Source organism: Variovorax sp. AC103, assembly GCF_979254005.1.
This window is the reverse complement of record NZ_CEEDFC010000018.1, coordinates 55,459-80,691: the sequence shown is the minus strand read 5'-3', so window position 1 is coordinate 80,691 and position 25,233 is coordinate 55,459. Positions and strand designations below refer to the sequence as shown.

Below are 25,233 nucleotides of genomic sequence, written 5' to 3'. Positions count from 1 at the left end.
CCCCGTACAGCACGGCTCTTTCCCCTTAATCGTTAAAAAGTAAAGTTGATCGACATGAGTTTGGAAAATGCATTGCCGGCCTTTGAGTACTTGCTCGGGAAAGGTATTTTAAAAAAATTCGAATATGACAAATGCATTGCCAATAGAGAGTGGAAGTCAGGCTTGGCACTGCGCACGCCGGGACAGGCTTTGGCATGGGCGATCTCGCGGCGTCAGATAGGCATAACCCTATTTGGACTTCGCGCTGAGGCAAAGGACAAAAAAGAAGACGATGGGTTGCAACAAACCTTCAGTGAGGCCGCGTGGATCTTGCGATCGCCCGGCGCTCCCTCTCCGGCGTTGACTTTCGATCTTCGGATGATCGAGGTGAGGGCCGAGGAGGGGGTTGACCTAGAGGCCCTGCAAGTCTTGCGTGGGCTGGAACTAATTGATCAAGCACTCTATGACCAGGCTGTTCAAAAAATGCCTGCAGCTCGTACTTGGTTTGGTGTGCCGAGTTCGGCTGTTGCTACATTGAGTTGGATCGTGTGCTGTCTTGGCGCAATGTCGGAATCAGATCTGAAAGCGCTTGAATCACGGGTTCTTTCAGAACCCGATTTCCCTTCGGCGCTGGAGCGAAAGAAAATTGTGGCTGAAGTGGTAGCGTCGGCTGATGTGCCAAAGCAGCAGATGGCCGCAGCATTCGAAGATGCATCGTCTTGGGGGCGACTGGTGCCTCTATGGTGCCGTATGGATGCCGAGGGAGCCATCATGGTCGCTGGAATTGCAGCTGTGATCGTGGTGGTCGGCTTATTGTTGTTGGCAAAGGGATAAGAGCAGACTCTTTTCGCTAAGAGCAATCCAGGGGGGAATGATTTTTGGATTGCAGTTCAATGTTCGGTGCAGCGATGAAAAACTTCGGGCTCATTACGAGGCTCTGAGGCCGCCCCTTGCCTCCACGCCTGCACATTGGAATGTGATCGAGAGCCTGGTGTGGGGCGCATGCCGCGTGGAGAATTGACAGACAGCGGGCGGGAGCTATATCAATCGGAGCAAGAAGCCGCGCCGACCCCAGTGTCCCGCCCGTGACCCCATTCGTCCGATCCGACGATGCCACCGGCCCCCGCCGGCATCACACTCGCCCGGTGTATTCCTCAGCGAGACAACACCATGGCCTGGGCACTCACGGCGGCGGAGACCGCATTCCGCGACGAGGTTCGCGACTTCCTGGCGCGTGAGCTGACGCCCGAACTGCGCGTCGCGGGCCGGCGCTGCTCGGGCATCTTCACCGACTACGAATTCGGCAACCGCTGGCACCGCATCCTTGCCACGCGCGGCTGGAGCGTGCCCAACTGGCCGGTCGAGCACGGGGGCACCGGCTGGACGCCGATGCAGCACTACCTCTTCGCCAGCGAACTGGCCGCCGCCGACGCACCGCCGCGTGCCCCCATGGGCCCCGGCATGGTCGCGCCGGTGATCATCGCCTTCGGCACCGAGGCACAGAAGCGTGCCTGGCTGCCCCGCATCCGCTCGGGCGAGGACTACTGGTGCCAGGGCTACTCGGAGCCGCAGTCGGGCTCCGACCTGGCCTCGCTTCAGTGCAAGGCGGTGCGTGACGGTGATCACTACGTGCTCAACGGCACCAAGATCTGGACCACCCACGCGCAGTACGCCAACAAGATGTTCTGCCTGGTGCGCACCACCTCGGGCGGCAAGCCGCAGCAGGGCATCAGCTTCCTGTGCTTCGACCTGCCGGCGCCGGGCGTCACCATCCGCCCGATCATCAGCATCTCGGGCGACCACGAGCTCAACCAGGTGTTCTTCGACGACGTGCGCGTGCCGGCCGAAGGGCTCATCGGCGAAGAGAACCAGGGCTGGACCATCGCCAAGTACCTGCTGCAGCACGAGCGCGGCGGGGCCTGGGCGCCCATGTTGCGCGCGCGCCTGCGCCGTCTGCAGGCGGCGGCCGATGCGGCCTTCGGCGCGGTGGCACACGACGCGCACCACAGGCAAGACACGCACGAGGCCCAAGACATGGCGCTGCGCCTGGCCGATGCGGCCTGCGCCATCGACGCCATCGAGGCGACCGAGCTGCAGTCGCTGCGCGCGCAGGCCCGCGGCGAGCAGCCGGGCATCCGCCCCTCCATGGGCAAGGTGCTGGGCTCCGAACTGCGCCAGCGCCTGACCGAGCTCGGCGTGGAAATCGCCGCCCACTACGCCGCCGCCGACCTGCCGCTGGACGACAGCCTGCAGGGCGACCTGCCGATTCCCGAAGAGGCCGTGTTCGCCATGTCGGCCTACCTCAACGACCGCGCTGCGTCCATCTATGCGGGCTCCAACGAGGTGCAACGCAACATCATCGCCAGCAGCCTGCTGGCGAACTGAGGTTCCAGCCATGCGCATCCTCACCGAACAAGACGACACCCTCGCGATGCTGCGCGACAGCCTCGCGCGCTACCTCGACGACCGCCACGGCTTCGAGCAGCGGCTGCATGCGCTGCGCCACGCCGACGACGCACCGCCGCCGTTCTGGCGGGGCCTGGCGCGCGAACTCGACCTGCTGGGCGCCGCATTGCCCGAAGCGCACGGCGGTCTCGGCGGCGGCATGCCTGCGCACCTGGCCCTGATGGAAACGCTGGGCAGTGCGCTCGCGGCCGAGCCCTACCTGTCGACCATGGTGATCGGCGCGGGCCTGCTGCAGCGCCACCCCGGCGCGCAGGCCGATGCGCTGCTCGCGCGCATCGTCGCCGGCCAGGCCGTGCTGGCCTTCGCCCACGCCGAGCCGCAAAGCCGGCACGACCGCGCCGACGTGCAGGCCGAACTCGTGCGCGACGGCGAAGGCTTCGTGCTGACCGGCCGCAAGTCCGTGGTGCAGGCCGCGCCGTGGGCCAGCCACCTGATCGTGAGCGCGCGCAGCGGTGCCGGCCTGTCGCTGCTCGTGGTGCCCGGCGGCACGCCCGGCGTGCGCCTGCGCGCCTACCCGACCCGCGACGGCGGCCGCGCTGCCGACATCGCCTTCGACCGCGTGCGCCTGCCCGTGGATGCCCTGCTGGGCGGCGAGGTAGGTGAGGGCGGCGCGCTGCCGCAGATCGAGCAGGCCCACGACGAGGCCACGCTCGCCATCTGCGCCGAGGCCATCGGCGTCATGCGCCGCCTGATGCGCGACACGCTGGCCTACGTGCGCCAGCGCAAGCAGTTCGGCGTGCCGATTTCCAGCTTCCAGGTGCTGCAGCACCGCCTGGCCGACATGCACATGGCGCTGGAGCTGGCCGCCGCGCTCACCGCCAGCGTGGGCGAGGGGGTCGATGCCGCATCGCCGCTCGAGCGCGCGCGCGCCGTCTCGTCGGCCAAGGTGGCCGTCGCCAAGGCCTGCCGGGCGGTGGGGCAGGGCGCGGTGCAGCTGCACGGCGGCATGGGCATGACCGAGGAACTGGCGGTGGGCCACTATGTGCGCCGCGCCACGCTCATCGAGGGCCAGTTCGGCTCCGCCGCCTGGCACCTGCGCCGCGTGGCCCAACTTCGCACGGCCTGAGCGGCCCCGGGCCCCGCATTCGTCGCTTTCGTCGCTTTCGACGATGCACCCCCGGCGCCCGCGCGCCAAGATGACTCCACACGGTGGCCGCCGATGGCGGCGCCCAAGGAGACACACATGCCGGGTCCGTTGCAGGGGTTGCGGGTGATCGAGATGGCGGGCATCGGCCCCGGGCCGTTCTGCGCGATGCTGTTCGCCGACATGGGCGCGGAGGTGGTCCGCATCGAGCGCCCGGGCACGCGCACTGCGCCGCACGACATCCTGGCGCGGGGGCGCAGCACGCTGCAGGTCGACCTGCGCGCGCCAGGCGCCTCGGCATCGGTGCTCGGCGCCATCGAAAAGGCCGACGTGCTGATCGAGGGCTTCCGCCCCGGCGTCATGGAGCGCCTGGGCCTGGGCCCCGCCGAATGCCATGCGCGCAACCCGCGCCTGGTGTACGGCCGCATGACCGGCTGGGGCCAGCACGGGCCGCTGTCGCACGCGGCGGGCCACGACATCAACTACATCGCGCTGAGCGGCGCGCTGCACGCCATCGGCCGCGCGGGCGAGCCGCCGGTGCCGCCGCTCAACTACGTGGGCGACTTCGGCGGCGGCGCGATGCTGCTGGCCTTCGGCATCCTGGCCGCGCTGCACGAGGCCAAGGGCTCGGGCCAGGGCCAGGTGGTCGACGCCGCCATGACCGACGGCGCGGCGCTGCTGTCGGCCATGATGTACGGCTTCAAGTCGGCCGGCCAATGGAGCAACCAGCGCGGCGAGAACATGCTCGACGGCGGCGCGCACTTCTACGACACCTACGCCTGCGCCGACGGCAAGTACGTGGCCGTGGGCGCCATCGAGCCGCAGTTCTACGCGCTCATGCGCGAGCGCTGCGGCATCGCCGACGACCCCGCCTTCGACGCCCAGATGGACGCCGACCGCTGGCCGGTGCTCAAGCTGCGCATGGCCGACGTGTTCCGCACCCGCACGCGCGACGAATGGTGCGTGCTGCTCGAAGGCAGCGACGCCTGCTTCGCGCCCGTGCTCGACTGGGACGAGGCCCCGGCGCACCCGCACAACGTGGCGCGCGGCACCTTCGCCACCGTGGGCGGCGTGGTGCAGCCCGCGCCGGCGCCGCGCTTCAGCCGCACCGCGCCCGTGGTGCCGCCGGCCACGGCAAGCGACGACGGCCCCACCGTGCTGCGCCGCTGGGGCGTGGCGGCGCATGCCACGGCGCCGCTGGGCGCTGCCTGAACCACGACAAGGACGGAGACGACACCCATGTTCCTCACCCAAGCCCTGCACAAGGGACGCCGGGAAAAAGCCAGGGCCACCGCCGTGGTCTGCGGCGACACGCGGCTCGACTACACCGCCTTCACCGACCGCGTGGCGCGCCTGGGCGCTGTGCTGCGCCAGCTCGGCATGGCCTCCGGCGAGCGGGTCGGCATGATGAGCCTCAACTCGCACCGCTTCGCCGAGTACTTCTTCGGCACCTGGTGGGGCGGCGGCGTCATCAACCCCGTGAACATCCGCTGGAACCCGAAGGAGGTCGCGTATTCGCTGGACGACTGCGACACCCGCATCCTGCTGGTGGATGACCTGTTCGCGCCCATGGTGCCCGCGCTGCGCGGGCTGTCGAAGTCGCTGCGCACGGCCGTGTACTGCGGCGACGGCCCGGTGCCCGACGGCATGCTGGGCTACGAGGCGCTGCTGGCCGCCACCTCACCCATTGACGACGCGCCGCACGGCGGCGACGAGCTCGCCGCCATCATGTACACCGGCGGCACCACCGGCCAGCCCAAGGGCGTGATGCTCACGCACGGCAGCCTGTGCATCAACGCGCTGGGCACCGTGGCCGCGCTGCCGCGCGACACGCAGGACGCCGCGGCCATCGTCGCCGCGCCCATGTTCCATGTGGCCGGCTGCGGCATCGCGCTGCAAAGCGTGCTGCGGCTGGTGCCCATGCACGTGGTGCCGATGTTCGACGAGCTCGCGGTGCTGCAGACCCTGCAGTCGGCCCGCGTGACCGAGATGTTCCTGGTGCCCACCATGATCAAGCGCGTGATCGAGCATCCGCGCTTCGCCGAGTTCGACCTGTCGGCCCTGCGCCTGCTGTCCTACGGCGCGGCGCCCATCGATGCCGCGCTGCTCGACCAGGCCATGCGCGCCTTTCCGGGGACCGCGTTCGCGCAGGTGTACGGCATGACCGAGCTGTCGCCCGTGGTCACCGCGCTGTCGCCGCACTGCCACCTGCCCGGTCCCGACCGCGAGCGCCTGCTGCGCTCGGCCGGCGTGCCCATCTCGATCGCCGAGGTGCGCATCGTGGACGGCGAAGACAACGAGCTGCCCCCCGGCCAGGTCGGCGAGATCGTTGCGCGCGGCCCCATGGTCATGAAGGGCTACTGGAACAAGCCGAAGGAAACCGAGGCGGCGCTGCGCGGCGGCTGGATGCACACCGGCGACGGCGGGCGCATGGACGAAGACGGCTTCGTCTACGTGGTCGACCGCATGAAGGACATGATCGTCAGCGGCGGCGAGAACGTGTATTCGGCCGAAGTCGAGAACGCCATCGCGCAGCTGCCGCAGGTGCTGATGTCCGCCGTCATCGGCGTGCCCGACAACCAGTGGGGCGAGCGCGTGCACGCGGTGATCGTGCGGCGCGAAGGCATGGCGCTGGAGGCCGCGCAGGTCATGGCGCACTGCCGCGAATTCATCGCCAGCTACAAGTGCCCGCGCAGCGTGGAGTTTCGCGATGCGCTGCCGCTGTCGGCGGCCGGCAAGCTGCAGAAGTTCCAGCTGCGCGAGCCCTTCTGGGCGGGCAGGGAGCGCCGCGTCGGCTGATCTTTTTTCTCTGATTTCTCTTTTCACGAATACAAGCAAGGACGACAACATGGCCCTCGATTTCCGCCGCTCCTGGAGCGACGAAGACCTCGACCTGTACCGCGACAACGTGGTGCGCTTCATCGAGACCGAGATGGTTCCCACCGACGAGGCGGCGCGCAAGCGCGGCCACGTCGGCCACGAGATCTGGCGCAAGGCCGGCTCGCTCGGGCTGCTGTGCGCGGACATTCCCGAAGACTTCGGCGGCGGCGGCGGCGACTTCCGCCACGAGGCCGTGTTCTACGAGGAGGCCGCGCGCCGCGGGCTCAACGGCATGAGCACCTCGGTGCATTCGATCGTGGCGCACTACTTCCTGAACCACGGCACCGACGAACAGAAGCGCCGCTACCTGCCGCGGCTGGCGCGCGGCGAGCTGGTCGGCGCCATCGCCATGACCGAGCCCGGCGCCGGCTCCGACCTGCAGGGCGTGCGCACCCGCGCGGAGAAAGACGGCGAGGGCTACCGCATCAACGGCTCCAAGACCTTCATCACCAACGGCTTCCTGGCCGGCGTGGTGCTGGTGGTGTGCAAGACCGACCCGGCGCAGGGCGCCAAGGGCACGTCGATCCTCATCGTGGAGACCGAGGGCTGCAAGGGCTTTCGCGTGGGCCGGGTGCTCGACAAGATCGGCATGAAGGCGCAGGACACCTCCGAGCTTTTCTTCGACGACGTGCGCGTGAGCGAAGACGCGCTGCTCGGCGGCAAGGAAGGGCAGGGCTTCTTCCAGCTCATGAGCGACCTGCCGTACGAGCGCACCATCATCGGCCTGAGCGCGCTGGCCACCATGGAGGGCGCCTACCAGGCCACGCTCGACTACGTGCGCGACCGCAAGGCCTTCGGCAAGCCGATCGGCGAATTCCAGAACACCAAGTTCAAGCTGGCGGAAATCGCCACGCAGATCAAGGTGGGCCGCGCCTTCATCGACCGCTGCGTGGAAGACCTGGTGGCCGGCACGCTCGACACCGCCACCGCCTCCATGGCCAAGCTGTGGGGCTCGGAAACGCAGGGCCGCGTGCTCGACGAGTGCCTGCAGCTCTTCGGCGGCTACGGCTTCATGAGCGAGTACATGGTCGCGCGCATGTACGCCGATGCGCGGGTGCAGCGCATCTACGGCGGCACGAACGAGATCATGAAAGAGGTGATTTCGCGCGCGCTGTGAACCCGCGTGCCGGCCTCTTCAAACTCAGGACAGCCGGCGGATCTCTGCGCGTGCGATCTCGCGGTGCGGGTACGACGGCGACAGGCCGATGAACTGCGTGTACTTCTCGCGCGCGGCGTCGGTGTCGCCCGCGTCTTCCAGCGCCAGCGCCTCGACGGTGAACTGTGTGGAGAGCTGGTTGGCATCCTCCTCGCGCGCCGAGGCGGCCAGCGTCTTGGGCTGCAGCTCGGGCGCCTCCGCATAGAGTTGCCGCTGCACTTCGAGCACCTCGATCAGGGCGCGGCCGATGCGCTGGATGTTCTGCGGCACGGGGTCGAGGTCCGACGCGCGGACTTCCGTCGCCGCCTGGTCGAGCAGGTGCGACGCCACGCGCAGCAATTGGTGAAGGGACTTGTGAGTCATGGAAGAACCGCCACCGGGGCGGGCTTGAAATGGGAGTCGGGCAGGCTATGGCTGTCCGGCTTCGCCGGGTCGGCGAAGCCGGGGCTGCACATCGCCATGGTCAGTTGGGGCGCTTGGCGCCGGGGTTGGAACTGGCGTCGGAGCGCCCGCGTGCGGTGCGACCGTTGGCGGTGGCGCGCTGCGCGGCCGGCGGCGATGCGTCGGCCTTCAATTTTTCCGCCAGCTGCCTGTGTCGCTCGGCAATGGCCAGCCGCTTGGCGACGTCGTGGCCGTGGTCCTTCACGGAGAACGCCTTGCTCACGCTGCCCCGGCGGCTGCTGAAGGTGATGGCGAGCCAGTAGCCCGGATGGTTGGGGTTGGGCGTCTTGAAGTGCACGCCGCTCACGCCGCTGGTGTTGTTGCGCCGCGTGATTTCAGACTTCGAGCGCTTGCCCTGCCGTAGCCCCGGTGCATGGGCCGACAGACCCATGCGGATCGCCTCTTCGGCCGGGTGCAGCCGCGACAGGCCCGTCATGCGCTCGAGCTGCTGCGCGCGCTCGCGAACCGCCAGCGTCCGCGCGGCGTCGCCCAGCCCGTCGACCGGAAAGTCCGCGCGCAGGATCTCGTCGGGGGCAATGTAGGTCTTGGCGAACCAGCCGCGCACCCGGCCCGCCGGCGACAGCCGGTGTATCACCCCGGGCACGCCCGTGCTGTTGGCGCGGGGCTTTTCGGCGCGCGTGCGGCGCGGCACCGGGTGCACGCTGCGCACGATGTGGTCGCGCCAGTCCTGGGCCTGGAGCAGGGCCTGGTCTTCGCCGCCGTAGCTGGCCTTGCCGAACTGCTTGTAGTGGCGCTCGCCATTGCGCACCAGCGACACCTCGAAACCCCACGGCCTGGCGCAAATGCCATACATGGCGGCGGAATTGGGAACACCTTTGGGCATGTTCGACGTACTGCGTTGCTTGTCGGCGGCGGTGCGGCGGCCGATGTCAGTGGGCTCCCTGACGCGTTCGAGGCTCGTTGGCGCCCGTTTCTGGCCGCCATTCTGGCCCAAGACGCATGACCGGCCCGCCACGGCGTTCCCGTGGCCCCTCCGCCTCACTGCCCCGGCCTCGCCTCGGCGGCTGCGGCACCGTACGGGCGGCGCTCCTTGCTGGAGGGCATGGAGAGCGCGTCCACGGCATTGCGGGTGTACATCAGCTTCTGCTCTAGCTGGCGTTCGCGCTCCTCGATCGCCATCTGTTTGGCCAGCTCGGGGCCGTGCTCCTTGATGGAGAAGGCCTTGCTCACGCTGCCCTTGCCGCTGGTGTAGGTGATGGCCAGCCAGTAGCCCGGGTGGCCGACGTTGGGCGACTTGAAATGCACGCCGCTCACGCCGCTGGAGTTGGTGCTGCGCTTGATCTCGGACTTCGAGCGCTTGGGCGAGCGCTGCTCGCCGCTGCCCAGCACCGGCGCCGTGCGGATCATCTCTTCCGCCGGGTGCAGCCTGGCCAGCCCCGCCATGCGATCGAGCTGGCGTTGCCGCTCCTCGATGGCCAGCGCCTGCGCGGCGTCGCCCACCATGTTCACGGCGAAATCGGTGCGCAGGATCTCTTCCTGCCCGAGGTAGGTCTTGGCCACCCACGCGCGCACCTTGCCGCTGGACGCGACCTGCGCGAACACGCCGGACACACCCGTCGTGTTGTTGACGCGAAGCTTCTCCGCCCGCGTGCGCCGCGGCACTGGCGGCACGCTGCGCACGATGCCGTCGCGCCAGTCCTGCGCCTGCAGCAGCGCCTGCGCCTCGCTGCCGTAGCTGGCGCGGCCGAACTGTTTGAAGTAGCGGTTGCCGTTGCGCACGATCGACACCTCGAAGCCCCACGAACGAGGGTAGATGCCATACATCGCGGCCGGGTTGGGGATTCCTTTGGGCATGGTGGCTTCCGCTCGACGGCGCTCTCTGTTGAGGTGGCTCCCTTCCCGGCGGCTCTGGAACCTTGCCGGGCGCAAAAGGCCTCCAGCGCCGTGTGCCAGGGGCTTTCGCGGCTGTTGGAAGTCTCTGATCTCTGGAGGGAATGCTAGGGATTGCGCGGCGTCGCGGGTATCACCGGAATCGGTAGTCGTGGGGCTTGCCGGCCAGACCGGACCAAGGGCATTCCCGAGGTGCGCTAGCGAATCACACCCAGCTTGCGCGCAATCGCCACCGCCTGCGTCCGGCTCTTTGCGTCGAGCTTCATGTTGATGTTGCGCAGGTGCGTGCGCACCGTGCTGTCCGACACGAACAGCTTTTCTGCCATCGCGTTGTTCGAGTAGCCCTCGGCCAGCAACTGCAGCACACGGATTTCCTTGCGCGTGAGCGGCTCTGCCATCGTGTCGCCGGTGGGCGCCTCGGCTTCGCCGGCGGCCGGCGGCCCCACGGCCTGCAGCAGCCGCTGCAGGCAGTCGGCCAGGATCGGATCGTTGCTGCTGCTGCCGCGCGAGCTTTCATGCTGCGCCGCCGCATACCGGTGCACCAGCGGTCCCACGGCGGGCCCTTCGTCCAGTATCAGCCGCATGAAGCCTTCCTGGCTCGCGGTCTGCAGCACCTCGCCGATCTCGTCGATGGCCGCGGCCATGTCGCCGGTGCGTTGCAGCGCCAGCGCGCGCAGCACCTTCAGCGACAGCGCGCGCCGGCTGCGGGCCGAGGCCAGCGCGGCGTGCAGCTCGGCGTCGATCACGCCCAGCGCGGCGCGTGCGTCGCCGAACGCGATGTCCCAGCGCGCGCGGGCCAGCGCAAGGTAGTCGAGGTCGTGCGCGGGCAGGCGCTGTCGCCGTTCGCGCGCCCACAGCGCGGGGTCTTCGGCGCGCAGCAGTTCGTCGTGCGACGCGGGCCCGTTGCCCTGCAGCAGCAGCATGCGCGAGCGCTCCAGCTTGGCGCCGGCCACCACGCGCGGCAGCTGGCGGTGGTGGCCCAGGTATTCGAGCTCGGTCAGGGCCTGGAAGGCCGCGTCGATGTCGCCCGCATGGAACGCCAGGCGCGAGCGCATCACGTGGCTCAGGATCATGTGGTCGGGCAGGCCCACGTCGCGTGCCAGCGGCAGGTACACGTTCAGCAGGTGCTCGGCCTGCACGAGCTGGTTGGTCTCGTACACGGCGCCCGCGTACAGCACGCCCGCCCAGGCGTTGCCGTGGCTGTGGTTGTACGACACGGCATGGGTCGAATCCACCGCCATGCGCAGCCGTGCGGTGGCCTGCCGCAGCCGGCCTTCCTGCAGGTCGAACAGGCCGGCCAGCGACTCGGTGTACATGCGGTTGAAGGCGCTGTCGCCCTGCTCGCGCCGCGCCACCTCGAGCATGCGGCGCGCCTCGTGCGGGTCGCCGCGCACGGCCAGGATGTGGGCCATGGCGTTGAGCAGCACGCTGTCTGCAAAGGCCAGGCCGGTGGGCAGGCGCGCCATGGCGATGCGCCCGGCCTCGTAGGCCTCGTCGTGCCGGTCCTGCATGGCCAGCAGCAGCGGCACCAGCGTGTGGGCGCTGGCGCGCACTTCGGCGATGGGGCTGTCGAGGCAGCCCGACGCATCGAGCTGGCGCATCGCGTCCCACGGGCCGTGCGTGAAGCAGGTGGCCCACAGCGCGATGGGCTGCAGGAACGGGTGCGCGCGCAGCTGGTGTTCCGGAATGGCCGCGAACCAGCGCGCCAGCATGCGCATGCGGCCCTGCTCGAGGAAGCGGGCGGCATGGCTGTCGAGCAGGGTCAGCGCATACGGGTGGTCGCCGCCTTCGATGGCGTGGTCGATGGCCGGCACCGGGCGCCCGTTCGACTCGTACCAGCCCGAGGCCGCCAGGTGCAGGCGCGCCAGTTCGCCGGGCTGCTCGCGCACCAGCTGCGCGCGCAGGAAGTCGGCGAACAGGCTGTGATAGCGCCATGCGTCGCCGCCGTCCTTGCCGTCACCCTTGCCGTCCCCCCTGCCGTCGTCGCTGCCGCCCACGCGCGTGACGAACAGGTTCGACGCGGCCAGCCGCTCGAGGATGGCCGCGCAATCGGCGCGCGGGCACAGCGCCTGGCACACCGATGCGTCGAGCTGCCGCAGCACGCTGGTGCGCAGCAGGAAGTCGCGAACGTCCTGCGGCTGGTGCGCGAGCACGTCTTCGGCCAGGTAGTCGGCCACCGCGCGGTCGGAGCCCGAGAAGCGTTCGACAAAGCCGGTCTCGGTGCCGTGCCGCTCCAGCGCCATCGACGCGAGCCACAGCGCGGCCACCCAGCCTTCGGTCTTGCGGTGCAGCTGCGCGAGCATGTCGGCGGGCAGCGCGCTGGCGGCGTGCGCCATGCGCAGGCTGAAGAAGGCGCTGGTTTCCTCGAGGCTGAAGCGCAGGCGGTCGGTGTCGATCTCCATCAGCTGGCCGCGCGCGCGCAGCCGCCCCAGGCCCAGGTCGGGCAGGCTGCGCGAGCCGATCACGATCTGCCCGCGCCGCGGCAGGTGCTCGACGATCTCGCGCACCAGGCCCAGCACCGCCGGCTCCTGCACGCGCTCGAAGTCGTCCAGGAACAGGGTGAAGGGCGAGTCGTGCGCGGCCAGCGCCGCCACCGCGTCGAACGGGCCGTGGGGGCCGGGTGTGCGGGGCGCTTCCACGCCCAGCCGCTGCACGGCCTCGGCCAGGCAGTGGAGAAAGCGCGAGACGTCGTTGTCGGCCAGGTCGAGCGTGAGCCATGCGGTGGCGGTGCCCTGCGCCTCCATGCGCTCGCGCATCTGCGCCATGGCGGTGGTCTTGCCGAAGCCGGCCGGCGCGCGCACCAGCACCAGCTTCACGGCCGCCGCGGCCGTGCCGTCACCGAGCACGGTGCGCGGCACCTGCGTGGCGACGAAGGCGGGCGGGTTGAGCTTGGTTTCCAGGACCCGCGCGATCGGGGGCGTGGCGGGCAGGAAGGGCGCGGTGTGTGTGGGGGACTGCATGCGGGGCGGCTGAAATCCCGTCGTTTCCGACGATGCGTGCGGGCGATTCTGCTTCCTAAACTGGCCCCGGACAAACCCGCACAAACCCCGCATAGCCTTCGTCGGACACCTCAAGGACATTCAAGAGATGCAACTCGATTCCAGCATTGCCGCCGTCGTCACTGGCGGCGCCTCGGGCCTGGGTGCCGCCACCGCGCGCCGCCTCGCCAGCCACGGCGTGAAGGTCGCGCTGTTCGACCTGAATTCGGAACAGGGCGAGGCCCTGGCCAAGGAACTCGGCGGCGTGTTCTGCAAGGTCGACGTCACCTCCGACGAGCAGGTGGACGCGGCCTTCGCCAAGGCCCGCGCGGCGCACGGCCAGGAGCGCGTGCTGGTCAACTGCGCGGGCACCGGCAACGCGGTGAAAACCGCCAGCCGCGACAAGGCCACGGGCGAGATCAAGCACTTTCCGCTCGCCAACTTCGACCGCATCATCCAGATCAACCTGGTGGGCACCTTTCGCTGCATCGCCAAGTCGGCCGCCGGCATGCTCACGCTCGACATGGGGCAAGACGGCGAGCGCGGCGCCATCGTCAACACCGCGTCCGTTGCCGCGCAGGACGGGCAGATGGGCCAGGCGGCCTACACCGCGTCGAAGGCGGGCATCGTCGGCATGACGCTGCCGATTGCGCGCGACCTCATGAGCGAAGGCATTCGCGTGAACACCATCCTGCCTGGCATCTTCGACACGCCGCTGCTGCAGGGCGCGCCCGACAACGTGAAGGCCGCGCTGGCCGCATCGGTGCCGTTCCCCAAGCGGCTGGGCAACCCGGCGGAGTACGCAACGCTGGCGGAGCTGATGATCACCAACGGGTACTTCAACGGCGAGAGCGTGCGGCTGGACGGCGCCATTCGCATGGCACCGCGCTGAGCGTCGGTTCGCGGGCGGTGGCCGGCGTTGCGGAACCCGCAGGGGCAATGCCAACATAATCGGCCTTCATGGGAGCCTTGCCATCCATCCTCGACCCCCGCTCCGTCATCGTGCTGGCCGGCATCATGGGCCTGATGATGGCGCTCGTGGTGTTCTTCATGCGCCGCAGCTATCCGCCGAGCATTCGCGGGCTGAGCGAGTGGGCGCTGGCACCGCTGGTGGCCTTCGCGAGCACCATGCTGTTCGCGGGGCGCGACTTCCTGCCGGACTTCGTCACCATCGTCGTCGCCAACTTCGTGCTGTTCCAGGCCTGCATCCTTTATTACGCAGGCAGCCAGAAGTTCCTGCTGGGGCGCAGCGACACCCGGGGCTGGACGCTGTTGAACGGCTTCCTCGGGCTGGCGATGTGCTGGTTCAGCGCCATCCGGCCCGACTTCCAGGCGCGCCTGCTGCTGGTCACGCTGTCGGTGTCCGCGCTGTTCTTCTTTCATGCCTGGCTGTACATCGGCCACAAGGGCCGGGTGTTCGGCAAGCGGCTGATGACCGGCCTGCTGCTCGTGCAGTCGCTGGTGGCCGCCTTGCGCTTCGCCTCGGCGGCGATGGGCATGGCCGGCAGCACGCTCATGGACGCCAGCTGGATCCAGTCGCTGTACATCAGCATGTACTCGTTCACGGTGCTGCTGCTGTCCATCTCCGTCATCCTGATGGCCACGGACCGCGTGCACACCGAGTTCGAGTACCTGGCCTCGCGCGACCCGCTGACCGGCGCGCTCAACCGCCGCGCGCTGCTCGACGCCTGCAGCGCCGCCTTTGCCTCGGGCCGCCGGCGCTCGGCCCTGCTGATGGTGGACCTGGACCACTTCAAGTCCGTGAACGACCGCTTCGGCCACCTCATGGGCGACGCGGTGCTGCGCGAAGCCGCCGGGCGCATGCAGCAGGCCGTCGGCGATGCGGGCGTGCTCGGGCGCTATGGCGGCGAGGAGTTTGTCGTGCTGCTGCCCGACGCCGGCAAACCCGAGGCGATGGCCATCGCGGCGCGGCTCAAGCAGGCCATCAACGAGCCGTTCGCGCCCGATTCGCCGATGGCGGTGGTCGGCGGCATGGCCGTCAGCATCGGTGTGGCGGCCAGCGAAGACGGCACGCGTGTCGACGACGTGCTGGCCCGTGCCGACGCCGCGCTGTACCGCGCGAAGGCCATGGGGCGCGACCGGGTGATGGCGGCGGCCTGAATCGTTGCTGGGGCTTCAGCCGAGGTCGTTCCAGTCGCAGCGCAGCCGGCGTTGCGCGCCTGCGTAGGTCAGCGTGCCCCGGGTCTTCGACACGTGCAGCGTGACCTTGCGCGACGGCCTTTCGAGTGCCGTGCCCGTGAGGCGCATGGCCTGGCGCTTGTGGTCGACAAAGCGGTGCCGCAACGCGAAGCGTTCGGACGAGGGTTCCGCGCCGTCGGTTCGCGCAATGACCAGCTCTGTCGGCTCGCCGGTGGACAGGCGCAACTGCACTTCCGCTGAGTAGGGCGCGCCTTCGCATTGCATGCTGCCGTTGGCGAAGGCCCAGGGTGCGCACAGCAGCCACGCTGCGCAGGCCATCGAACGCATCGGCGTGACGCGCCTCGCCGATGGCGATGCCTTCGCCTTTGCCACTACCGCTTGTCTCCCCAGCGCCACCGCGGCGGCTCGCCCTTGAGCCAGCAGACCGCGACGAGTGCGGCACTCAGGCCCACGACCGCCAGCACGAAATGAACCGGTTGCCGTTCCGGGCGAATGGCCACGATCGCGCCGACGAGCAGCACGAGGTACGCCGCGATCACCGCCCAACCCTGCCAGCAGGTGGGCATGCCCCAGCCCCAGCCGTAGCGCTTGGCAGGGAACCAGCAGGAGCGGTCGGGCGTGGTGTTCACTCTTGTCGGGTCGGTGGTGTGCTGTCGCCGAAAGGCGACCAGACGATGCGCAGCATTCTGCCCGCCGCTCGAACCCCTCACATCGATGGCAGCGATCTGTTAGCGCCGACCCGTACCGCACCGCTCGCCAGCACGATCCCCGGCACCACCAGCGCCAATGCCACCAGAACCGCACCCGTGAGCGGCTCGTTCATCCAGTACGCGGCGCCCAGCGTGGTCAGCACCGGTACCGCTGCTGCCGACAGCGACGCGCGCGACGCACCGAGCCGCGCGACCGCCACCATGTAGACCACCAACCCCAGCAAGCCCGCGACCACGCCTTGCGCCGTGGCCTGCAGAGCGACGTCGGCCCACGGTGCGGCGAGCAGGCGCGGCGCGCCGACGAAGGCCAGCACCGGCAGCAGCAGCAGCGCCGACCAGCCGTTCACGAACGCCGCGCCTTGCCACGGCGTGAGCCCGCAGTGTGCGAACGCGAGCGAGTGCACCGCCCACAGCATCGCCGCCGCCAGGAAGAGCAGGTCACCGCGCCAGCTGAGCGAGCCGCCGCTGAAACTGCCCGCCGCGAACAGCACCATGCCCAGTGCGATGCAGCCCAGCCCCAGCAAGCGGATGCCGCCGACCTTCTGCCCCTTGTGAAGCCAAGCGCCGATGGCCGTGAACAGCGGCAGGCTGCCTGCCATGAAGATGCCCATGTGGCTCGCGGGCGCCCATTGCGCCCCGGCCAGCACCAGCAACCCGAAGGGCAGGCCGCCGCCGACGACCAGCAGCATGCGCGCCAGGCGCGACGCCTTGGGCGCGATGCGCTGGCGGCCGAACCACAGCGGCGCCAGCAGCAACGCCGGGATGCCGTAGCGCATCAGCGCCAGTTCCATCGGCCCGAGCGTGGTGGTCACGCCGTGGCGCGAGACGAGTTGCCATGCGCTGCCGACAAGGGCAGCGGCCAGCGCGGCGAGCAGGCCGGTGGAGAGATTGCGATCCATCGCGGCGAGTCTCGCGACCGCGCCGCGCGGCGGCTATCAAATTCGTGCGGCCAGCGTGCGCCGGGCTTGGCCCAGCGTCGCACCCACCTCGCGCCGGAACACCGCGCCCAGGTGGCTCTGGCTGCAATAGCCGAGGTCGTGCGCGATGCCCGCGAGGTCGGCGTCGCCTTCCACCAGCCGCTCCATGGCCGCGGCCGGCCGCAGATGCTGGCGGTACTGATGCAGGCTCAGCCCGGTCTGCTGCCGGAAGCTGCGCGCCAGGTGAAACGGCGAGCGCGACACGGCGTCGGCCACCTCGTGCAGCGACAGCCGCACCTCCCTGTCGGCGGTTTCCGCGAGCAGCCGCTTCGCGCGTGCAACGGCACCCGTCGACGGCCCCTGTTGGCGCGACATGCCGAGTTCATCGACCAGCGCAGCGATGGCGTCAGCGCCCGCGTCGCCCGCGCGAAGCAGCCGTTGCGCCGCATGCACGCGGTACAGCGACCGGGGCGACAGCAGGCAGAACAGGGGCCCCGCGTTCGCGCGGGGCGCCGGATGCCTGCTGACCACCATGCTGCGACGCACCGCGCGCGCCGCGAGCCGCAGCTGGTAGACCGTGGCGTCGCCGAAGTGCATGGCGGTCAGGCCGTCGACGAGCCAGGTGCTGTCGCCGGAACGCACGTCGAGCAGCGTGCGCCCCGTCGGGAAGATGATGCGGCGCGACGCCAGGGTGTAGGGCGCGCTCCAGTCGGCCCCTTCGTGCGCATGGGCGCGCACATGCTCCACGGTGAACTCGTGTCCGGTGTAGAGGAGGGTGCGTTCCTGGGGCATGGGGTGTGCGATGTTCGGCCGCATTCTGCGCGCCTGAAGGCCGGCCGGCCAGCCGCTTCGTCAGGCAAATGGAAACGGCCCCTCCATCGTTCCGATGTGGCTCACATGGCTCACCATGCCGTGCGCCTCACTCCATAGATGCAGCATGCAACCGGGGCGACCCATGTAGGACGCCGGTGCGGCGGCAGGGGCCAGCCGCAGCGCAATTTCCGTCGTGCTGCTCGGGCACGAACACACGACCGTGCCTGCCCAGCGCCGCAGCATCGTGCGGTGCACGTGGCCGCACAGCACCAGTTCGATGTTGTCGAACGCGCGCAGCACGGCTTCCAGCGGCGCGGGGTTCATGTAGCGGTAGGTGTCCATGTACGGAATGCCGCTCACGAAGGGCGGGTGGTGCAGCATCAGCAGCGTGGGCTTCGTGCGCTCGGCCTCCAGCGTGCGCTGCAGCCATGCGAGCCCTTGTGCATCGACATCGCCATGGTGAAGGCCCGGCACGCAGGAATCGAGCGCCACGATGCGCACCGGGTAATCGTCGATGCAGTAGTGCAGCGCGCCTTCGCCCGGCAGGTACGCGTGGTCTGCAAACGCTGCGCGAAAGTTCTCGCGGTGGTCGTGGTTGCCGGGAATCACCAGGTACGGAATGGCCAGCTTCGCCAGCAGGCGTCGCACCTGTGCGTATTCGGCGGGCCGGCCTTCGTCGACCAGGTCACCCGTGAGCAGCACCAGGTCGGGCCGGCGGTCGAGCGCGTGCAGGTGGTCGATGGCGTCTTCGAACATGCGGTTCGAATCGGCCACGCCCTGGTAGAGCTGCCCGGCGGGGCGGACATGGGGGTCGGAGATATGGGCAATGAGCATCGGGGCCTCGGGTTTGCAGTGCAGCAAGCAGGTTTCGTTCCCTTCACGCATCCGGGCGCGCTCAATCGTCCGTTCCGACGATGCGGCGCGCCGTGGCCGCTGCCTACGATGCAGCGCGCTTCGCGCCCAAAGAAGGAGACAGGCCATGTTCGGATTGATGCAAGACCGCCCGCTGCTGATTTCGTCGCTCATCGATCATGCGGCCACCTTCCACCCGCACGCCGAGGTCGTGGGCCGCTCCGTGGAAGGCCCGCTGCACCGCACCAACTACGGCGAGATACAGCGCCGCGCCAAGCAGGTGGCCCATGCGATGAAGGCGCTCGGCATCGAGCCCGGCGACCGCGTGGGCACGCTCGCGTGGAACACCTGGCGCCACCTGGCGCTGTACTTCGGTGTCTCGGGTGCGGGCGCGGTGCTGCACACCGTGAACCCGCGGCTCTTTCCGGAGCAGATCGACTACATCGTCAACCACGCCGAAGACAAGGTGCTGTTCTTCGACGCCAACTTCGCGCCGCTGGTCGAGAAGCTCGCGCCGCAGCTGAAGACGGTGCGCGCCTTCATCGCCATGACCGACCGCGCGCACATGCCCGCCATCGACGTGCCCCAGCTGCTGTGCTACGACGAACTGGTGGGCACGCAGAGCGAGGTGTATGCATGGCCCGAGTTCGACGAGCGCACCGCCTCCTCGCTTTGCTACACCTCGGGCACCACCGGCCATCCGAAGGGCGTGCTGTATTCGCACCGCTCGACCGTGCTGCACTCGCTGATGGAATGCGCGCCCGACACCTTCGGCGTCAACTCGCAGATGACGCTGCTGCTCGCCGTGCCCATGTTCCATGCCAACGCCTGGGGCATGCCGTATGCGGCGGCCATGGCTGGCGCCAAGCTGGTCATGCCCGGCCCGCACATGGACGGCCAGAGCCTGTACGAGCTGATGCGCGACGAGAAGGTCGGCTTCTCGCAGGCGGTGCCCACCATCTGGCTGATGCTGTTCCAGTACTTCGATGCGCACCCCGAGATCGACACGCGCGCCATTGGCCTCAAGCGCATCGGCGTGGGCGGCGCGGCCACGCCGCGCAGCATGATCGAACGCTTCGAGCGCGACTTCGGCGCCGACTTCGTGCAGGGCTGGGGCATGACGGAGACCAGCCCCATCGGCGTGATCGGCAACCTGCTGCCCAAGCACCTGTCGATGCCCAAGGAAGAGCAGCTGCGCGTGAAGATGCGCCAGGGCCGCGGCGTGTGGGGCGTGGAGCTGAAGATCGTCGGCGAGGACGGCCAGCGCCTGCCGCACGACGGCAAGGCCTTCGGCCATCTGCATGTGCGCGGGCCGTGGATTGCGAGCGGCTACTTCAAGGGCGAGGGCGGCTCGGTGCTCGATGCCGAGGGTTTTTTTCCGACCGGCGACGTCGCCAACATCGACGAGGACGGCTATGTGCAGCTGGTCGATCGCGCAAAGGACGTCATCAAGTCGGGCGGCGAATGGATTTCTTCCATCGACCTGGAGAACGCCGCGAGCGCGCACCCGGCGGTGGCCGAGGCGGCGGTGATCGGCATCGCGCATCCGAAGTGGCAGGAGCGGCCGTTGCTCATCGTGGTGAAGCGCGCAGGCGCCGAAGTCACGCGCGAGGAACTGCTCACTTTTCTGTCAGGGCGCGTGGCGAAGTGGTGGCTGCCGGACGACGTGGCTTTCGTCGACAGCCTGCCGCATACAGCCACCGGCAAGTTGCTGAAGACGAAGTTGCGCGAGCAGTTCAAGGGTTATGTGGCCGCGACGTCTCTTTGACAGTTCCGTGACTTGTTCGATTTTTCTGTGGACAACTCTGTGGGTTGTGCGGGGAGGCGACCCGGCGAAGCCACGGCTGGCGTGGGTTTCCACCACGTTGCCTGTTGAATAGGCAGTACCCCGGCGAGGGTCGAAAAGAGGCCTATCGCGGCGTGGGGAATGCGAAAAATCGTGTTAGGTCCTGGGCGTTCGTGTAGTCGTGGACGTGTGCGTTGTTGCGTTGCGCTTGTCGGTTGACTGCGGCGATGCGCGCCGCTACATTCCAGTCCGCCTTGCGATGAGTGGGGCCGGGTTTAGCAGCCTGAAGAAACGCGGCGAAGAAGCCGCTTACCGCATTGGTTTGCGGCTTTTCCATTTCTGGCTTCCTTTTAGGCGGCTCGGAGGGGAGGGCGCGAGCCCTGCCGGTTTCGCCTCGCGTTTCCCGGTCTGCTAACCCGTTCGAGCCGCCGCCTTCGTTTAGCAGCGAGTGCGTCGGTTGTTGCAAAACCGAAATGTCAGGAGGCCTCATGGCCGGTTCATCAAGCACTGCTGCGCACGGGCGCGCGAAGTTCAAACCCTTTGTCTGGAATTCCCTTGAGGGACTCGACCACGAGGCACGCGCGCGTGCCTCGTTTCTTAACGACGCGCGCGATGTGGTGGACGGTGCGCACACGCTGATGCAGTTGCTCGCGTGGGATGAAGAGCAACGCGATGAAGCGAACGCTGCCAATGCACGAGCGCCTCTTCTCGATGCCGTGCATCGCGCCTCGCTTCAGCGGTTCGTGGTGGCGGCGCTGGGCAGGTTGCACGCCGACATCGAAGGCCAGTGCGAAACGCTGGACGCCCTGCGGCGCTAGCCGCGCCCGACGCCGCGCCATCCGCACAGGGTGCGCAGCGCGCTCAGGCTACTTGCGCCCTGCCAACCGCGCCCGCCCCAGCGGCGTGATGCGCTTCACGATCGCCAATTCCGGCGGATGGTCGCTGCCCTTCCACATCAGCGCAGCGCTGATCGCCGCATCGACGAAGCCGGCGAGCTTCAACGCCTCGATGCAATTGATCTCCTCGTGGTCTTCCACGCGAAGCGGGAACGACGCGTCCTTGATGCGGCGCAGGTAGTCGAGCGGCTCGATGCCTTTCGTGTCGACGGCCTGCCTCGGTGCTTCGCTGCGGCCTGTGCGCATCTTCTCGATCTCGGTATGCCCGTCGTCGGTGATGCAGATGATCAGCGCCGCTTGCGCGAGCCGGTAATTGCCCCCCGGGTCGAACGCGGGGTCGATGGCGGCCTCGATGAGGCCCGTTGCTTTCAGCACGGACACGCGCCTGACGTCTTGTGCGTCGGTCACGTGCAGGGGCAAGCGGGCATGCGCCAAACGGAGAAGGTAAGTAAGCGGCACCTGAGATCCCTGTCTACGCCTCCACGCTGTCGTCGATCCCGCCGCGGGCCGCCCAGCCGAAGCAAGGCTTTCCTTGGTGACACCGCCGACCCTCTCTTGGTCAACCCATCGCCCGGACCAGACCACCCACGAAGGGGTGGTCGCCAAAGCGTCCCGAATTGTGAGTATTTGTTATCAATTGCTCATTTTGTAGGCAAATGGACTGCGCGCTATCCCCTGAACTGGGTATTCAAGGGACCTTTCGCACACTTTCGGTGCCTTCTTCGTGCGGACTCGTTACCGTTTTGGCCGGCCGATGGGGTGCCGCCGTTGCCGTTTCAGTGCTTGTGCTCGCCGTGCCCGGCCACCGGTTGCGCGGATGCATTGAGCGCACGCACCGGCGCCTTCACCTCGACGGTTTCGCGCCGGCCGTCCTTGCCCTCGAACACCAGCGTGAGCGGCACGGTGTCGCCTTCCTTCACCTGCTGCTTGAGGTCGAGCAGCATCACGTGATAACCGCCGGGCTTGAGCTCGACGGCCTTGCCGGCGGGCACGTCGAGCGCGGGAATCTGCCGCATGCGCATCACGTTGTCCTGCATGGCCATCTCGTGCACTTCGACGAGGGGCGTGACGCTCGAGCTGGCCGAGACCAGCCGCGTGTCTTTCGCGGCGCTGAGCTGCATGAACGCGCCGGTGGCCTTTTGCTGCGGCACGGTGGCGCGCACCCAGGCGTCCTTGACGGTGACCTGGGCGTGGGCGTTGGCTGCGAGCAGGGCTGCCGAAGCGATGAGGATGCGTGCGATGGGTGTCATGAATGAGGCTCCTTGGTTTTGAAATGAAGGTCAGGCCGCTGTGGCCGCGAGGATCTGGCGAAGGTCTTGCGCGCATTCCTCCGCGCTCTGCTCGTGGCGCAGCACGAGGCGGATCTTTCCCTTGCGGTCGAACACGTAGCTGAAGGCCGAGTGGTCCATGGTGTACGACGAGCCGGTGGGCACTTTCTTGTAGAAGACCTTGAAGGCCTTGGCGGTTTCCGCGGTTCTTTGCAGGTCGCCGTACAGGCCGATGAAGCTCGCGTCGAAGGCCTGGGTGTAGGCCTTGAGCACCACGGGCAGGTCGCGCTCGGGGTCGACGGTGACGAAGATCACCTGCAGCCGGTCGCCCTGCGCACCGAGCAGCCGCTTGATCTCGGCCGCGCGCACGAGCGCGGTGGGGCACACGTCGGGGCACTGGGTGAAGCCGAAGAACATCATCACGGCCTTGCCCTTGAAGTCGGCGAGCGTGCGTTCGCGGCCGTCGGGGTCGGTCAGGCGGAAGTCCTGTGCGTAGCTGGCGCCGGTGATGTCGACGCCGTTGTAGCTGGCGGGCAGCACCTTGTCGCAGGCTGCGAGGGAAAGCGCGGCGAGGCCGCCGCCGGCCAGCAGCAAATGGCGCCGCGTGGGATGGGGTGTGTGGGTCATTGAAGCAAAACTCTCTTGGCGGCACCGCTGCGGGCGCCGCCGCATGACAGGAGCGCGTGCGATGCGCCTCGCCCGGAGGTCGCATCGCATGCGCACGAACCGAAGAAGCGTCAGGAGAGCGAAGGAGGCCCGCGCGCCGGCATGGGCGCGGCGGTGGCCGCGGCGATGCGCGCAGATGGAATCGGCTGCACCGCATGGGCCAGCGGCAGGGGCGTGGGCAGCGCGACGGTGGGCGTCGCGGGCGGGGCGCCTGCGAGCACGCACAACGGGCAGTCCATGTGGCCGGCGCCGAGCTCTTGCGCGCTGTCGTCGGTGTGCACGACGGCCTTGACCGAGCCGGTGGCCGAGCACACCAGTTCCATGGCCTGCGGATGCACCACCGGCGAGGCGATGGCCGCGCCCAGCGACAGCGCGAACCACAGCAAGACCCAGCGGATCAGGCTTGCACCCGGACGCCGCAGGCTCGCGCGGGGCGATGTGGGCGTGTTGGGCGTCGGTGCGGTGTGCGGGGGCATCGGCGCGGATTATCGGCCAGCCACCCTCAGGCAATGAAAAAAGCCTTGCAAGTCGTTGACCTGCAAGGCTTTTGTTGTTGGTGGCTCTTCACGGATTCGAACCGCGGACCTGTGGATTATGATTCCATCGCTCTAACCGACTGAGCTAAAGAGCCGTTGGTGCTGTGCAGCACCAAGCCCAAAATTATAGCCCAGCATTTGGGCTCATTTCAACCACCTGTGGGCAACTTGCCCAATTCCTCGGAAACCAGGCGCACGATCAGCTTGTCCAGCGTCTGCACCGAGTAGTTGCCGACGTCGTGCACGGTCTGCGTTCCGGGGCCGCTCGCAGGGTTCGCCGCCTCCTTGTACGTCAGGAAAACGAAGCGCCCGCCGGTGTATTGCGCGATCTGGCGCTGGATGTATTCGCCCTGCTTGTCGAGCCCCGACGCGCCCACGCCCAGCACCTTGATGCCCTTGCCCAGCGCGGCCACCATGTCGTCGTCGTACTGGGGGCCGCCGTAGTCCAGGTGCGGCGGCGCGTCCGCCAGCAGCACCACGAGGCGGGTGGTGCCGTTGCCGCGCCAGCTGAGCCGGTGCACGGTTTCGTTCAATGCCTCGTTCATGGCCTCGGGGTAGTCGCCGCCGCCCGCGGCCTGCAGCTTGTCGAGCACGCCCTGGAAGGCGTCGAGGTCGTTGGTGAAGTCGTGGCGGCGCACCAGGAAGTCGTCGCTGCGGTCGCGGTATGCCACCAGGCCGAAGCAGGTGTCGGGGCGGCTCGGCAGCCGCGCGACCTGGTCGGCGATGGTGCGCAGGGTGGTCTTGAGCCTGGCGATCTCGTCGTCCATGGAACCGGTGGCGTCGATGAGAAAGACCAGGTCGAGCTGCGCGCGCTTCGGCTGGGCGCCGGGCTTGTCGAGCACCACGTCGACCGCGTTCTTCTGGCCGCGCTGCAAAAAGGCGGTGCTCTGCCGGCCGTTCTTGCGCACGGTGACTTCGTACACCGGGCTGCGCGCCTTGTCGAAGGCGTTGGGATGCAGCCAGGCGCGTCCGCCCGCATCGGTGCGGGCCCACATGGCGGCGCCGCTCGCAGCTTGCACGGCCACTTCGGCGTCGGGCACGACCGCGCCGCGCGCGTCGCGCACCTGCAGCAGATAGCGCGCGCTGATGTCGCGCTCGCGGTGCGTGACCTGGGTGCGGTCGCGGAAGGCGAGGTACTCGCCGAAGTCGGCGTTGTCGTCGACCATGCCGGCGGTAACGGGTTCGTTGGCGGGGCGCGGGGCCTGCGCCGGCGGAGGGAGGGCGACGCGTGGCGTGGCAGGGGCGGCAGGCGCGGCAGGGGAGGCAGGCGCGGGCACGGCGATGGCGGCGGGCGCAGCTTCTGCGATCGGCGCGGCGGGCGCCACGGACGCAGCCAAGTCGCCGCTGGCGCCAGCGTAGGCCGCCGAAGGCGACGGTTTGCGCAATGCATGCGGCACGGGCGCCTCGTCGGCGAGCGCCCGCCTGTCGCGGCCCTCGCTTCTTTCAAGCCGCGCGGCGCGCGGGAGGCCAGGCGTCTCGTGCGTCTGGATCGGCCGCGCGCAGTTCGTGGCCGACGGCGCCTCGAAGTTCGGCACAGCCTGCGTCACCTGCACGTGGCTGTCGGGCGCCGGCGTTGGCCATCGCACGCCGGAGGGAGCGGCTGAAACCGCAAGGGGCTCGGTGGCGCCGCAGGCCGTGAGCAGCAGTTGGGCGCACAGCAGCGCGGCGAGCGGGCGGCGAAACCGGGGAGCGAAAGGCTGGGTCATCGAAGAACTCCGGGTGGTTGGATGCAGGCTGATACGGCGGCCCACCGGCAACGGGGTTAAACCCGTGTCGTCTTTTTTTGCCGGCCCG

Annotated in this window: 25 protein-coding genes and 1 tRNA gene; 10 read left to right on the top strand and 16 right to left on the bottom strand. The window is 68.7% G+C overall.

Annotation, left to right across the window (positions count from 1 at the left end):
- Window positions 1–45 precede the first annotated feature (45 nt).
- From AC0IYU_RS24000 to AC0IYU_RS23975, 6 genes are all read left to right on the top strand, one after another.
- On the top strand, window positions 46–813 hold the full coding sequence (locus AC0IYU_RS24000) for a hypothetical protein (RefSeq protein ID WP_472121866.1): 768 nt from the start codon (window positions 46–48) through the stop codon (window positions 811–813).
- A gap of 336 nt (window positions 814–1,149) precedes the next feature.
- A complete protein-coding gene (locus tag AC0IYU_RS23995; protein ID WP_472121863.1) occupies window positions 1,150–2,364 on the top strand; it encodes an acyl-CoA dehydrogenase family protein in 1,215 nt (404 codons plus the stop codon).
- A gap of 10 nt (window positions 2,365–2,374) precedes the next feature.
- Complete coding sequence (locus tag AC0IYU_RS23990; protein ID WP_472121860.1) at window positions 2,375–3,511, top strand: acyl-CoA dehydrogenase family protein; 1,137 nt, start codon at window positions 2,375–2,377, stop codon at window positions 3,509–3,511.
- 117 nt (window positions 3,512–3,628) lie between these two features.
- On the top strand, window positions 3,629–4,741 hold the full coding sequence (locus AC0IYU_RS23985; protein ID WP_472121857.1) for a CaiB/BaiF CoA transferase family protein: 1,113 nt from the start codon (window positions 3,629–3,631) through the stop codon (window positions 4,739–4,741).
- Window positions 4,742–4,768: 27 nt separating this feature from the next.
- On the top strand, window positions 4,769–6,328 hold the full coding sequence (locus tag AC0IYU_RS23980; protein WP_472121854.1) for a long-chain-fatty-acid--CoA ligase: 1,560 nt from the start codon (window positions 4,769–4,771) through the stop codon (window positions 6,326–6,328).
- 49 nt (window positions 6,329–6,377) lie between these two features.
- Window positions 6,378–7,526, top strand: a complete 1,149-nt coding sequence (locus tag AC0IYU_RS23975) for an acyl-CoA dehydrogenase family protein (protein WP_472121851.1) — start codon at window positions 6,378–6,380, stop codon at window positions 7,524–7,526.
- Window positions 7,527–7,550: 24 nt separating this feature from the next.
- Here the strand turns inward: AC0IYU_RS23975 and AC0IYU_RS23970 are convergent, their stop codons facing one another.
- The 4 genes from AC0IYU_RS23970 to AC0IYU_RS23955 form a co-directional block, all read right to left on the bottom strand.
- Complete coding sequence (locus tag AC0IYU_RS23970) at window positions 7,551–7,928, bottom strand: hypothetical protein (RefSeq protein WP_472121848.1); 378 nt, start codon at window positions 7,926–7,928, stop codon at window positions 7,551–7,553.
- A 100-nt stretch (window positions 7,929–8,028) separates the two neighbouring features.
- On the bottom strand, window positions 8,029–8,820 hold the full coding sequence (locus AC0IYU_RS23965) for an AP2 domain-containing protein (protein ID WP_472121845.1): 792 nt from the start codon (window positions 8,818–8,820) through the stop codon (window positions 8,029–8,031).
- A gap of 185 nt (window positions 8,821–9,005) precedes the next feature.
- Window positions 9,006–9,821: an AP2 domain-containing protein gene (locus tag AC0IYU_RS23960; RefSeq protein ID WP_472121842.1), complete on the bottom strand. Its 816-nt coding sequence runs from the start codon at window positions 9,819–9,821 to the stop codon at window positions 9,006–9,008.
- 233 nt (window positions 9,822–10,054) lie between these two features.
- A complete protein-coding gene (locus tag AC0IYU_RS23955) occupies window positions 10,055–12,817 on the bottom strand; it encodes a winged helix-turn-helix domain-containing protein (protein ID WP_472121839.1) in 2,763 nt (920 codons plus the stop codon).
- Between the two features lie 127 nt (window positions 12,818–12,944).
- On the opposite strand from AC0IYU_RS23955, the gene AC0IYU_RS23950 reads away from it, so the two are divergent.
- Both AC0IYU_RS23950 and AC0IYU_RS23945 read left to right on the top strand, forming a co-directional pair.
- Entirely contained in the window at window positions 12,945–13,727 is a 783-nt protein-coding gene (locus AC0IYU_RS23950; protein ID WP_435484908.1) for an SDR family NAD(P)-dependent oxidoreductase, read from the top strand.
- A 68-nt stretch (window positions 13,728–13,795) separates the two neighbouring features.
- Window positions 13,796–14,956, top strand: coding sequence for a GGDEF domain-containing protein (locus AC0IYU_RS23945; RefSeq protein ID WP_472121836.1), 1,161 nt, complete (start codon window positions 13,796–13,798; stop codon window positions 14,954–14,956).
- 15 nt (window positions 14,957–14,971) lie between these two features.
- Here AC0IYU_RS23945 and AC0IYU_RS23940 read toward each other — a convergent pair whose 3' ends face one another.
- The 5 genes from AC0IYU_RS23940 to AC0IYU_RS23920 form a co-directional block, all read right to left on the bottom strand.
- Window positions 14,972–15,322 (bottom strand): hypothetical protein, encoded by a 351-nt coding sequence (locus AC0IYU_RS23940; protein ID WP_472121833.1) that lies wholly within the window; start codon window positions 15,320–15,322, stop codon window positions 14,972–14,974.
- A 44-nt stretch (window positions 15,323–15,366) separates the two neighbouring features.
- Window positions 15,367–15,561, bottom strand: coding sequence for a hypothetical protein (locus AC0IYU_RS23935; RefSeq protein ID WP_472122033.1), 195 nt, complete (start codon window positions 15,559–15,561; stop codon window positions 15,367–15,369).
- 140 nt (window positions 15,562–15,701) lie between these two features.
- Window positions 15,702–16,604, bottom strand: a complete 903-nt coding sequence (locus tag AC0IYU_RS23930) for a DMT family transporter (protein ID WP_472121830.1) — start codon at window positions 16,602–16,604, stop codon at window positions 15,702–15,704.
- Window positions 16,605–16,640: 36 nt separating this feature from the next.
- The gene (locus AC0IYU_RS23925) at window positions 16,641–17,414 is read right to left on the bottom strand and encodes a helix-turn-helix domain-containing protein (RefSeq protein WP_472121827.1); all 774 of its coding nucleotides are present in this window, start codon (window positions 17,412–17,414) and stop codon (window positions 16,641–16,643) included.
- Window positions 17,415–17,474: 60 nt separating this feature from the next.
- A complete protein-coding gene (locus tag AC0IYU_RS23920) occupies window positions 17,475–18,269 on the bottom strand; it encodes a phosphodiesterase (protein ID WP_472121824.1) in 795 nt (264 codons plus the stop codon).
- A gap of 145 nt (window positions 18,270–18,414) precedes the next feature.
- Between AC0IYU_RS23920 and AC0IYU_RS23915 the strand changes: the two genes are divergently transcribed.
- Window positions 18,415–20,055 carry a 3-(methylthio)propionyl-CoA ligase gene (locus tag AC0IYU_RS23915; protein ID WP_472121821.1) on the top strand — a complete coding sequence of 547 codons (1,641 nt, stop codon included), beginning with the start codon at window positions 18,415–18,417 and terminating at the stop codon, window positions 20,053–20,055.
- Between the two features lie 142 nt (window positions 20,056–20,197).
- Here the strand turns inward: AC0IYU_RS23915 and AC0IYU_RS23910 are convergent, their stop codons facing one another.
- Entirely contained in the window at window positions 20,198–20,410 is a 213-nt protein-coding gene (locus tag AC0IYU_RS23910) for a hypothetical protein (protein ID WP_472121818.1), read from the bottom strand.
- A 151-nt stretch (window positions 20,411–20,561) separates the two neighbouring features.
- On the opposite strand from AC0IYU_RS23910, the gene AC0IYU_RS23905 reads away from it, so the two are divergent.
- On the top strand, window positions 20,562–20,891 hold the full coding sequence (locus AC0IYU_RS23905) for a hypothetical protein (RefSeq protein ID WP_472121815.1): 330 nt from the start codon (window positions 20,562–20,564) through the stop codon (window positions 20,889–20,891).
- 48 nt (window positions 20,892–20,939) lie between these two features.
- Here AC0IYU_RS23905 and AC0IYU_RS23900 read toward each other — a convergent pair whose 3' ends face one another.
- From AC0IYU_RS23900 to AC0IYU_RS23875, 6 genes are all read right to left on the bottom strand, one after another.
- A complete protein-coding gene (locus tag AC0IYU_RS23900) occupies window positions 20,940–21,344 on the bottom strand; it encodes a hypothetical protein (RefSeq protein ID WP_472121811.1) in 405 nt (134 codons plus the stop codon).
- Window positions 21,345–21,745: 401 nt separating this feature from the next.
- Window positions 21,746–22,219: a copper chaperone PCu(A)C gene (locus AC0IYU_RS23895; RefSeq protein ID WP_472121808.1), complete on the bottom strand. Its 474-nt coding sequence runs from the start codon at window positions 22,217–22,219 to the stop codon at window positions 21,746–21,748.
- Between the two features lie 30 nt (window positions 22,220–22,249).
- On the bottom strand, window positions 22,250–22,864 hold the full coding sequence (locus AC0IYU_RS23890) for an SCO family protein (RefSeq protein ID WP_472121805.1): 615 nt from the start codon (window positions 22,862–22,864) through the stop codon (window positions 22,250–22,252).
- A 110-nt stretch (window positions 22,865–22,974) separates the two neighbouring features.
- Complete coding sequence (locus AC0IYU_RS23885) at window positions 22,975–23,379, bottom strand: DUF2946 family protein (RefSeq protein ID WP_472121802.1); 405 nt, start codon at window positions 23,377–23,379, stop codon at window positions 22,975–22,977.
- A 78-nt stretch (window positions 23,380–23,457) separates the two neighbouring features.
- Window positions 23,458–23,534 (bottom strand) — tRNA-Met (locus AC0IYU_RS23880).
- Window positions 23,535–23,588: 54 nt separating this feature from the next.
- Window positions 23,589–25,145 (bottom strand): vWA domain-containing protein, encoded by a 1,557-nt coding sequence (locus AC0IYU_RS23875; RefSeq protein ID WP_472121799.1) that lies wholly within the window; start codon window positions 25,143–25,145, stop codon window positions 23,589–23,591.
- Between the last annotated feature and the right edge of the window lie 88 nt (window positions 25,146–25,233).

Excerpts from the sequence above, each read along its gene's own strand:
- AC0IYU_RS23925 (WP_472121827.1), bottom strand. The coding sequence starts at position 17,414 with ATGCCCCAGGAACGCACCCTCCTCTACACCGGACACGAGTTCACCGTG.
- AC0IYU_RS23935 (WP_472122033.1), bottom strand. The coding sequence starts at position 15,561 with ATGCCCACCTGCTGGCAGGGTTGGGCGGTGATCGCGGCGTACCTCGTG.
- AC0IYU_RS23930 (WP_472121830.1), bottom strand. The coding sequence starts at position 16,604 with ATGGATCGCAATCTCTCCACCGGCCTGCTCGCCGCGCTGGCCGCTGCC.
- AC0IYU_RS23955 (WP_472121839.1), bottom strand. The coding sequence starts at position 12,817 with ATGCAGTCCCCCACACACACCGCGCCCTTCCTGCCCGCCACGCCCCCG.
- AC0IYU_RS23980 (WP_472121854.1), top strand. The coding sequence starts at position 4,769 with ATGTTCCTCACCCAAGCCCTGCACAAGGGACGCCGGGAAAAAGCCAGG.
- AC0IYU_RS23890 (WP_472121805.1), bottom strand. The coding sequence starts at position 22,864 with ATGACCCACACACCCCATCCCACGCGGCGCCATTTGCTGCTGGCCGGC.
- AC0IYU_RS23895 (WP_472121808.1), bottom strand. The coding sequence starts at position 22,219 with ATGACACCCATCGCACGCATCCTCATCGCTTCGGCAGCCCTGCTCGCA.
- AC0IYU_RS23910 (WP_472121818.1), bottom strand. The coding sequence starts at position 20,410 with ATGGAAAAGCCGCAAACCAATGCGGTAAGCGGCTTCTTCGCCGCGTTT.
- AC0IYU_RS23950 (WP_435484908.1), top strand. The coding sequence starts at position 12,945 with ATGCAACTCGATTCCAGCATTGCCGCCGTCGTCACTGGCGGCGCCTCG.
- AC0IYU_RS23915 (WP_472121821.1), top strand. The coding sequence starts at position 18,415 with ATGTTCGGATTGATGCAAGACCGCCCGCTGCTGATTTCGTCGCTCATC.
- AC0IYU_RS23995 (WP_472121863.1), top strand. The coding sequence starts at position 1,150 with ATGGCCTGGGCACTCACGGCGGCGGAGACCGCATTCCGCGACGAGGTT.
- AC0IYU_RS23965 (WP_472121845.1), bottom strand. The coding sequence starts at position 8,820 with ATGTATGGCATTTGCGCCAGGCCGTGGGGTTTCGAGGTGTCGCTGGTG.
- AC0IYU_RS23905 (WP_472121815.1), top strand. The coding sequence starts at position 20,562 with ATGGCCGGTTCATCAAGCACTGCTGCGCACGGGCGCGCGAAGTTCAAA.
- AC0IYU_RS23990 (WP_472121860.1), top strand. The coding sequence starts at position 2,375 with ATGCGCATCCTCACCGAACAAGACGACACCCTCGCGATGCTGCGCGAC.
- AC0IYU_RS23885 (WP_472121802.1), bottom strand. The coding sequence starts at position 23,379 with ATGCCCCCGCACACCGCACCGACGCCCAACACGCCCACATCGCCCCGC.
- AC0IYU_RS23945 (WP_472121836.1), top strand. The coding sequence starts at position 13,796 with ATGGGAGCCTTGCCATCCATCCTCGACCCCCGCTCCGTCATCGTGCTG.
- AC0IYU_RS23920 (WP_472121824.1), bottom strand. The coding sequence starts at position 18,269 with ATGCTCATTGCCCATATCTCCGACCCCCATGTCCGCCCCGCCGGGCAG.
- AC0IYU_RS23875 (WP_472121799.1), bottom strand. The coding sequence starts at position 25,145 with ATGACCCAGCCTTTCGCTCCCCGGTTTCGCCGCCCGCTCGCCGCGCTG.
- AC0IYU_RS23940 (WP_472121833.1), bottom strand. The coding sequence starts at position 15,322 with ATGCGTTCGATGGCCTGCGCAGCGTGGCTGCTGTGCGCACCCTGGGCC.
- AC0IYU_RS23975 (WP_472121851.1), top strand. The coding sequence starts at position 6,378 with ATGGCCCTCGATTTCCGCCGCTCCTGGAGCGACGAAGACCTCGACCTG.
- AC0IYU_RS23970 (WP_472121848.1), bottom strand. The coding sequence starts at position 7,928 with ATGACTCACAAGTCCCTTCACCAATTGCTGCGCGTGGCGTCGCACCTG.
- AC0IYU_RS23985 (WP_472121857.1), top strand. The coding sequence starts at position 3,629 with ATGCCGGGTCCGTTGCAGGGGTTGCGGGTGATCGAGATGGCGGGCATC.
- AC0IYU_RS23960 (WP_472121842.1), bottom strand. The coding sequence starts at position 9,821 with ATGCCCAAAGGAATCCCCAACCCGGCCGCGATGTATGGCATCTACCCT.